The sequence below is a fragment of the Novipirellula sp. genome, assembly GCF_041583735.1.
In the GTDB taxonomy this organism is placed as follows: Bacteria; Planctomycetota; Planctomycetia; order Pirellulales; family Pirellulaceae; genus Novipirellula.
Window position 1 is genome coordinate 1 of sequence record NZ_JBFHFD010000390.1, and the last position, 8,231, is coordinate 8,231.

Sequence of the window (8,231 nt, forward strand, 5' to 3'; positions counted from 1 at the left end):
CTCGCCAACGGGCTCTAGACGCCAGTGGAGCACGATCTGCGACCCAACTCACACGTCAGCCATCGTAAATTATACACTAACCGCCGTTTTCATTATTTAGGGTGCCGCGAAGCGGAATGAGGACTCGCCAGAGCGTGGATTTCCGCCGTCTGGCGATGGCAGCTACGTCGAAATACGACAGTTATTTTCCGTTCGTGCTCCACGATCATGACGCAGCTTCGAAAAAAAGCACGAAATCTCGCACCCCATGGCGCTGCCGCGTGAAACACGCTGCTAGCTATGCATCCGTGGCAGCGGAGAACCTGCGGCGATGATCTCCGCTTCGCAAGCGGACAGTTGGTTCAGTCGTTCGCGAACCGTTTCCCGCGGGGCAAAGTATTCAGCCAGTCGCACGTAGGTGGTGTGATGTCTTGCTTCGCTCTCAAACAGTCCCGCGTAGAAATCGGCCAACTCAGGCTCGCGCAGACGAACGTGCTCGGCAAGCAGACTGAAACGCTCGCAGCTGCGAGCTTCGATCAACGATGCGACAAGCAACCGGTCAACGGCGCGATCGGGTTCTTGGGATCGAACGAGTTCGTTCAGATCTTTGCCGTACGGTCCCGGCGTCAGTCGGCGGAACGCGACCCCTCGTTTTTCGAGGATATCCAACACCATTTCAAAGTGTTCGAGTTCCTCTTCGACAATTCGCTTCATCTCGCGGCAGAGATCGCGATTTTCAGCGTAAGCATTGATAAAGTTCATTGCCGTGGACGCTGCTTTGCGTTCGCAATGGGCGTGATCGATCAAGATTTCGTCAAGATTTTGATCGACTTGCTCAAGCCAGCGAGCTGCGGATTCGGATTGTAAATGCAACATCGGCTTACTCCGAGAACAATGCGGTGGCGAACGAGGCGGGGTCAAAGGGGGCAATATCCTCAATGCCTTCGCCCAGACCGACAAATTTCACAGGCAATTGAAACTGTTCGCGAATCGGTAACACGACGCCACCTTTGGCCGAACCATCAAGTTTCGCCAGGATAATGCCGGTGCACTTGGCGGCTTCACTGAATCCACGTGCCTGGCTGATTGCGTTTTGACCCGCGGTGGAATCGAGCACGAGCAGCACCTCGTGGGGCGCCCCTTCGATTTTCTTTTCCACCACGCGGCGAATCTTCTCGAGTTGCTGCATCAAGTTGGTTTGCGTCTGCAATCGGCCAGCGGTATCGATGATTGCGATATCGGCGCCGGTGTCGATTGCTTGTTGGACCGTTTGAAACGCGACGCTGGCCGGATCCGCCTCGGGTTTGCCGGTAACGATGTCGCATCCGATTCGCCCCGCCCAGACGGTCAATTGTTCCACCGCCGCGGCACGAAACGTATCGCCTGCCCCAAGCACGACCTTTTTGCCCGATTGATGTAAATGATTGGCCAGTTTGCCGATCGAGGTGGTTTTTCCGCTGCCGTTGACCCCGACGACTAGGATCACGGTGGGGGGCGCGTCGGCGAGATTCAGCGAGGTCGATTCTTGCTGCAGCATGCTGCGGGTTTGGTCGGTGATCGTTTGCACAACCTCTTCAAACTGCACCACTCGCCCTCGCAAGCGGGTCGCGACATCATCCCGAATCGTTTCCGCAGGGCCAATTCCCATGTCGGTGCGGATCAGTTTGGCAAACAATTCGCTAAGCAACGCGTCGTCAACGAGCCGGCCTTCGCTCTTGAATAGGTCACGGATGTCGGTGTTCAGCGTCCGACGCGTTTTTTGTAACCCGGCACGCATTTTTGAGAGCAGCCCACCGCCTGATTTCTTGGCAACCTCGGCTGTCGGCCCCTGTGTGGAGGCTTTCGCTGGGGCCGTGGTGGAATCGTCGTCAGAAGCGGTGTTTTTGGATCGCCAAAACGCCATCGGTGAATCACTTGCTTGTCGAAGGAGAGAATCGGACGCTGCAGACGTCGGAAAGGAAAGCAACGATTCTGCCCGATGAGCATCGTTTCGTATAGATCCGACCTAATTGTGTCGTCCCGCCGGGGGGATGGAGCATTAGCCAAGTAGCGTGTTTTCGGCGGCGAAACGGGCAAATGTTAATTTGTAACGGCACTGATATCGAATGTTTAGATTCATCGATAGAAAACGTTCAGTCATCAAAATTGCTACAGTCGATGAAATGATTGTAGACCGACCGACCGTTTCGACCGGTTAAGTTTGACCAGATAGATTTACAGGTCCAGATGGCAAGATTCCTACAAGATGTACTTGTGGAACCTGACTTGGGCATAGGTCGTCGGAATCGTCACATTCGTGCGTGCGATTCCCGGCTGGACTCCGATATCTGCTGTGAAGACTTAGCGTGGACGTAGGAGTGTCGATCGCAATTTGAAGTGAGCTCTCGCAGTTTTCTTCAGGCGGAAATTTCGAATTCGTTCTACCTAATGCGGGCGTAGACCTGCGTTTTCCCTGACGGTTTGTTGTCGTTAGGAAAATTCACGTGGTTGTAATTAAAGCAGAAGATACAGTCACCCTTTACGGATGATGGGGAGTAGAGAGCGATTATGAGAATTAGCAAACTAGCGATGCTGGCCATGATGGCCTGTGGCGTTAATGCCGGAATCAATTCAGATATCCGTGCAAACGAAATCAACTTGGTTTCGCACTGTGCCCAAAAAGGCTGCGATTGCGGCGAACCCGTTTGCGGTTGCGAGCCTGTAGCTCCCACGTGTGACACCGGCATCTGTGATGGCGGATGCGACGGTGGCTGCGACTCGGCTGGCTGCGGATGTGGATCGGGCTCGGGATGCGGCGTCGGCAGCATCTTGACCGGTGGCGATTGCTGCCTGGGCGACCCTTGGACGCTGTTCGGCGAGCACAACGGTTGGTCCGCTGGCGGTTGGATTCAAATGGGCTATCACAGCGACGCATTGCCGTTGTTCAACAGCCGACCCGACGAATTGCAACTGCACCAAGCTTGGTTGTACGCCGAAAAGGCAATCGACACATCCAACGGTTTCGATATCGGTGGTCGCATCGACTATCTATACGGTACCGATTCGCAAGACACGCAAGCGTTCGGGATCGACAACGATCACTGGGACAACGGCTGGGATAACGGACCGGATTACGGTCACGCGATGCCTCAGTTGTACATGGAAGCTGGTTACGGCGACTTGTCCGTGAAAGTCGGTCACTTCTACACCATCATCGGTTGGGAAGTGGTTCAAGCGACTGGCAACTTCTTCTACAGCCACGCTTACACGATGTACAACAGCGAGCCATTTACGCACACCGGTGCTTTGGCAACCTACAACGTGAACGACAACGTCACCGCCTACGGTGGATACGTGATGGGTTGGGATAGCGGTTTCGAAGACAACGGCGACGCGTTCCTCGGCGGATTGTCGGTTGGTTTGACCGATGACTTGACCGTCACTTACGCTACCGTCGGAGGCGTTTTTGCCAACAACCAAAACGCATACGAGCAGGGCTACATGCACTCGATCGTTGCCGATTTGGCTCTGTCGGACAAGCTTCAGTACATCTTCCAAAGCGACGTGCTTGACACCGAAGATCGTGCCGGAGCAACCGCTCGCGAAACGTTCGACATCAACCAATACTTGATCTACACGATCAACGATTGCTGGTCGTACGGAACGCGTTTCGAATGGTACGATGCGAAGTCGGGCGTCCTGGCTGGCAACGACGTCGACGTCTACGCGTTGACCGCCGGTGTGAACTACAAGCCACACGCCAACGTCACCGTTCGTCCTGAAATTCGTTACGACTGGGTCGAAGGAAATCCTACGGGAATTCTTGAGAACAATGACGACGAGCAATGGACCTTCGGCGTTGACTCGATCTTCACATTCTAAGCTTCGTGTAAACGAGCAACGAATCGTGTAAGCGAATCGCAGATTGAAAAAGACCCGGTCGCCTTGAAAAAGGCGGCCGGGTTTTATTTTTGCCCTCGTGCTTTGTGACCGCTAAGCATGGGCGGCCTCGAACGTAGCGGAAGTCGTCCAGACTTTCCACGATTCACGGTGTGGATCGAAACTCTGCTGTAAGTTCCACTACCTCGAAAAGAAGCGATGACGAACACACTCGCAATCTAGCTCGACTTGTGCTTGCGGTACTCGGCACGCTGCTGCGAGTAATCTTCGGGGGCGGGCAAGTTCACCGCTTCTGGATTGGCTTCGTCCATCAATTTGCGCAAAAATGGCCGGCACCAACCGCATCCCGTGCCCGCGCCAAAACACTCCGAAAGCTGGCTCGCCCGCTTCGGTTTCTGAACACGAATGAACTGCACGACCTTGCGGCGTGTGACGTGAAAGCACAAGCACAGTTCGTCATCATCCTGCACTTTCGGCTCCTTCGGTAATCAGCCATGTCGCGATACGACAGGCGTCGAGGTAGTCGGCGATTTCGAGACGTTCATCAATTGTATGAATGTTTCGCTGGCCGCAACCGAGCGTGACCGCTTCCACTCCGTGACGATACAGCCAATTGGCATCAAGTCCGCCGTTGGCGACATCGCAGTAGGGTGTCCGTCCCACCTTGGAAATCGCGTCGTTGGCTGCCTGGATCGACGGGTGATCTTCGCCCAACCGGAATGCCTCGTAATCGACCTGAGTCTGGAATTCGATTTTTCCACAAACTCCCGATTCGGTACTGACACTTTCGGCGGCGGCTTGGAATGCTTGACGAATCTCGGCAACGATTCGTGTCCGCATCTCGGCGTCGTGGCTTCTTGCTTCGGCACGCAGGGTCACTAGCGGGGTGACCACATTGGTCGCATCGCCACCTTGGATGACGCCGACATTCGCGGTCCCGCTGCGGCCGTCTTTTTCGATCTTGCCGAGCCATCCTCGTTGATCCAAGTCGGCAATCGCTTTGGATGCCATCACAATCGCGCTGGCGCCTTGTTGAGGCGCGACTCCCGCGTGAGCCGGCGTTCCGAACACTTTAATGGTGATTCGTTCGCCACCGACAGCTCCGATGGTGACTTTCTCGGGGGCTCCGCCATCGAAGTTAAACGCTCGGTCGACGTTGCCGACGAGCGATACGTCCAGATTGCGAGCGCCATGCAATCCGATTTCTTCTTGTACAAAGAAGCCGATCACCGCCGGGGGGAATTTTTCGTCCCCCAGCTTCAATCGCTCGAGTGCCGCGGTCAAAATCGCAGCACACCCGCTGCGATCGTCTGCCCCCAACCCCGTTGCCGCGCTGCTTCGCACTTGGTCACCATCGACCACCGGCTGGCTGCCGACACAAATCGGAACGGTATCCATGTGCGCCGACAACATCGTTCGCGGCCCACTGCCACTTTCTTGCCCGCTGCGACTTTCCGCCCCCTTGCCGTTGCCGGGCAGGGTGACAATCAGATTGCCACAATTTCCCTTCAGATTCGTTCGCGTTTCGGCGGCATCGAACTGGATTTGCGAATCGGGAACCCCCGCCTCTTTAAAAACGCGGACCAGATACTCTGCGACGGCCTGTTCGTCGCCGCTGAGTCCGGGAATTGCGGCTAATTCGAGGAATCGGGCCAGTGTTTTGTCTGCATCCATGGGGTTCTCTCGGGTGGGGTGTTGAGTCAATGCCATCTCGTTTGGCACTAAATGAGTGGCTTAGGTAGCGGTGCGGCGCGAGCCGACCGGTCTGATTGGACCGTTTTACTCGCTGCAACAGGGCGGCACGTGCCGCAAACGCGATCAAAGTCGATGGCATTGGATTGCCGGTCGCCGCAATTTATCAATATTGGCGAGCGATTGGCAGAAGACTCCTTTCCAGTTTGCCCTCTGCACAGAGAATCCTTGCGTTAGAATAGACCGCGAGCGCATGCTCGCTGAACTCAATCCATCACTGCTGCTTCCCCTTTACTTACTGCTGGTACCCACCGTTGGATCTTCCCGTTATTCCGTCCTCTGCAATTCCCGGCACCGCGGCCCAAGATTCCGGCGATGCCGCCGGACAACGCATCCATCTGCTGGATCTCGATGTCGATCAACTACGGACTTGGCTCGTCGAACAAGGCCAGCAGGGATTCCGAGCCAAACAGATCTGGAATTGGATCTACCAGCGTCGGGCGTCCACGTTCGCCGAGATGACCGATCTACCGAAAAAGCTACGCGAGCAGCTCGAGCAGCATTTCGTGATCTTCCGCGCCAGCGAGGTCGAAGCGGTTTGCTCGTCCGATGGCACCGATAAATTGCTGGTTCGTCTGTTTGACGGGGGCGAAGTCGAATGTGTGTTGCTTCGTGATGGCATTCGCCGCAGCATTTGTGTCAGCAGCCAAGTCGGTTGTGCGATGGGATGCGTGTTTTGCGCCAGCGGACTCGATGGCGTCGACCGCAATCTGACGCGAGGCGAGATTCTGGAACAGATGCTGCGTCTGCAGTCGCGTTTGGACCCGGACGAAAGGCTCAGCCACATTGTGATGATGGGGATGGGAGAACCACTCGCCAATCTGGATCGGGTGTTGCCAGCACTCGACGAAGCACGCAGCCCCGAGGGACTGGGGATCAGTCCTCGGCGAATCACGATCAGCACCGTGGGACTTCCCCCGGCGATCGATCGATTGTCCAAACATGGCGTCCCCTACAACTTGGCGGTCTCGCTGCATGCGCCCAATAACGAGCTGCGAACTCAGCTGGTTCCTGTCAACAAGCGAATCGGTATCAAAGCGGTACTCGATGCGGCGGATCGCTATTTTGAGGCCAACGGGCGTCGTTTGACGTTCGAGTATGTCTTGCTCGGTGGTCTGAACGATTCGGATGATTGTGCTCATCAACTGTTGGGGATTCTTCGCCGACGTAACGTGATGCTAAACGTGATTCCGTACAATCCGGTGGCCGGATTGCCGTACGTGACACCGAGCAGCAAAGCGATTGCCGACTTCAAAGACATCTTGGTTTCCGGCGGTGTCAACGTGATGTTCCGGCAACGCAAAGGCAGCGAGATTGATGCCGCCTGTGGCCAATTGCGTCGCAACCGCCAAGCGGTCTAAGCAGCGTACGGGACGACGTGCTTTGTCTCTCCCAACGTCAGACCGTGCTGTTTTATTACTGAGAGTAATGGATCTTGCGAAAGATCCCGCTTGCAGGACGTGTAGCCACGTCCACTACGCAAAAGTTTTCAGTCAAAAGATTGACGTCCCACGCCAATCGCGGAGGGCGTCTTATTGCGATTGCAACTCGCCCCCTCGTTGCACAATCGTCATATCCGGCACGCGTTGCCGAGATGCATCCCCACATGTGGGCTGGCCGACGTTATTTTATCGGCAATTCTTTCATCGTGTGCAAAACTTTCGTAACAAAGCTTTGCAGAGAATCGTCAGCGCGGGGGCGGTGGTGATTGGTCAACGCAAAGCCGTTCCAATATCCCACCTAACGAGCATTCTGCCATGAAACGTATTGCTGCTTTCCTGTTTGTTGTTGTCGCTGCGAACACCTCCGTTTCCGCACGTAGCCCCTTCCAATTGTTCCGTTCGTCGACCCCTTCGCGACCCGCCCAGCCTGCGAATTCACCACGTTCGACCACCGAAAATCCGCTCAGCATGAGTGACGAACAACTCGAAAAGACCTACGGACCAAGCATTCTGGTGCGTGAGGTCCAAGTCACCCAGAAAGCAACTCCGGCGAAAGCAGACACCGCAACGCGATTTGTGACTCAGCCCAACGAAGATCAATAACACCACGCATCGTCGGTCTCTCCTTTTTCACCCAAGTAACGTGCCATGTACAAGCAAAGTTTGATCGCGATCATCCTGGTTGCCTCGACGCTGAATATTTCCAGCGCACAGGACCATACGCATCGGCGTCGCGGCGTCATCCTAGGCGGGCTCGCCGGCGCCGCGATTGGTGCTGCGATTGGTGACAAAGGAAACAACGAGACGACGGGAGCCTTGATCGGGGGTGCCGTCGGCGCGATCGCTGGTGGAACGATCGGTAACGACAAGGATGCTCGCATCGAACACAACCGAATCTATCACTCGGCTCCGCCTCAGCACGTTCATTCGTACCCTGGATACACGCAGCCCGCGTACCCACAGTCTGCCTATCCACATTCCGGCTATCCGCAATACCGACCGACGTCGCCGTACCCGTCCTCATCGCCGTATCCGTCTTCATCGGCCTATTTGGGGCGCTCCAGCATGGAAACCGCTCCGCCGCCAACGGTCTATCGAAGTCGGCCCGATTGGCAAGCGGAACCACAATACCTAGGCCCGCTGTCGCCGCTTGACGTGGTCTCGATGAAACGTCGCGGA

8 protein-coding genes are annotated in these 8,231 nt (G+C 55.8%); 4 read left to right on the forward strand and 4 right to left on the reverse strand.

Annotated features, from left to right (window positions below):
* Window positions 1-273: 273 nt before the first annotated feature.
* Entirely contained in the window at window positions 274-855 is a 582-nt protein-coding gene (locus ABX962_RS23505) for a tRNA-(ms[2]io[6]A)-hydroxylase (protein ID WP_372722849.1), read from the reverse strand.
* 4 nt (window positions 856-859) lie between these two features.
* The gene (gene ftsY / locus ABX962_RS23510) at window positions 860-1,882 is read right to left on the reverse strand and encodes a signal recognition particle-docking protein FtsY (protein WP_372722851.1); all 1,023 of its coding nucleotides are present in this window, start codon (window positions 1,880-1,882) and stop codon (window positions 860-862) included.
* 644 nt (window positions 1,883-2,526) lie between these two features.
* On the opposite strand from ftsY, the gene ABX962_RS23515 reads away from it, so the two are divergent.
* On the forward strand, window positions 2,527-3,840 hold the full coding sequence (locus ABX962_RS23515) for a porin (protein WP_372722853.1): 1,314 nt from the start codon (window positions 2,527-2,529) through the stop codon (window positions 3,838-3,840).
* 236 nt (window positions 3,841-4,076) lie between these two features.
* Here the strand turns inward: ABX962_RS23515 and ABX962_RS23520 are convergent, their stop codons facing one another.
* Both ABX962_RS23520 and ABX962_RS23525 read right to left on the reverse strand, forming a co-directional pair.
* The gene (locus ABX962_RS23520; RefSeq protein ID WP_372722855.1) at window positions 4,077-4,328 is read right to left on the reverse strand and encodes a bacterioferritin-associated ferredoxin; all 252 of its coding nucleotides are present in this window, start codon (window positions 4,326-4,328) and stop codon (window positions 4,077-4,079) included.
* Complete coding sequence (locus ABX962_RS23525) at window positions 4,318-5,532, reverse strand: M20/M25/M40 family metallo-hydrolase (protein WP_372722857.1); 1,215 nt, start codon at window positions 5,530-5,532, stop codon at window positions 4,318-4,320. Before ABX962_RS23525 ends, ABX962_RS23520 begins: the two co-directional genes overlap by 11 nt.
* 362 nt (window positions 5,533-5,894) lie before the next feature.
* Here ABX962_RS23525 and rlmN point away from each other — a divergent pair, with 362 nt between their 5' ends.
* The 3 genes from rlmN to ABX962_RS23540 all read left to right on the forward strand — a co-directional run.
* Window positions 5,895-6,971, forward strand: a complete 1,077-nt coding sequence (rlmN, locus tag ABX962_RS23530) for a 23S rRNA (adenine(2503)-C(2))-methyltransferase RlmN (RefSeq protein ID WP_372722863.1) — start codon at window positions 5,895-5,897, stop codon at window positions 6,969-6,971.
* A 396-nt stretch (window positions 6,972-7,367) separates the two neighbouring features.
* A complete protein-coding gene (locus ABX962_RS23535; protein ID WP_372722859.1) occupies window positions 7,368-7,655 on the forward strand; it encodes a hypothetical protein in 288 nt (95 codons plus the stop codon).
* Window positions 7,656-7,700: 45 nt separating this feature from the next.
* A partial coding sequence (locus tag ABX962_RS23540; protein WP_372722861.1) for a glycine zipper domain-containing protein occupies window positions 7,701-8,231 on the forward strand: 531 nt, incomplete at its 3' end.

Coding starts and splice junctions, on each gene's coding strand:
- ABX962_RS23505 (WP_372722849.1), bottom strand. CDS start 855: ATGTTGCATTTACAATCCGAATCCGCAGCTCGCTGGCTTGAGCAAGTC.
- ftsY (WP_372722851.1), bottom strand. CDS start 1,882: ATGGCGTTTTGGCGATCCAAAAACACCGCTTCTGACGACGATTCCACC.
- ABX962_RS23515 (WP_372722853.1), top strand. CDS start 2,527: ATGAGAATTAGCAAACTAGCGATGCTGGCCATGATGGCCTGTGGCGTT.
- ABX962_RS23525 (WP_372722857.1), bottom strand. CDS start 5,532: ATGGATGCAGACAAAACACTGGCCCGATTCCTCGAATTAGCCGCAATT.
- ABX962_RS23535 (WP_372722859.1), top strand. CDS start 7,368: ATGAAACGTATTGCTGCTTTCCTGTTTGTTGTTGTCGCTGCGAACACC.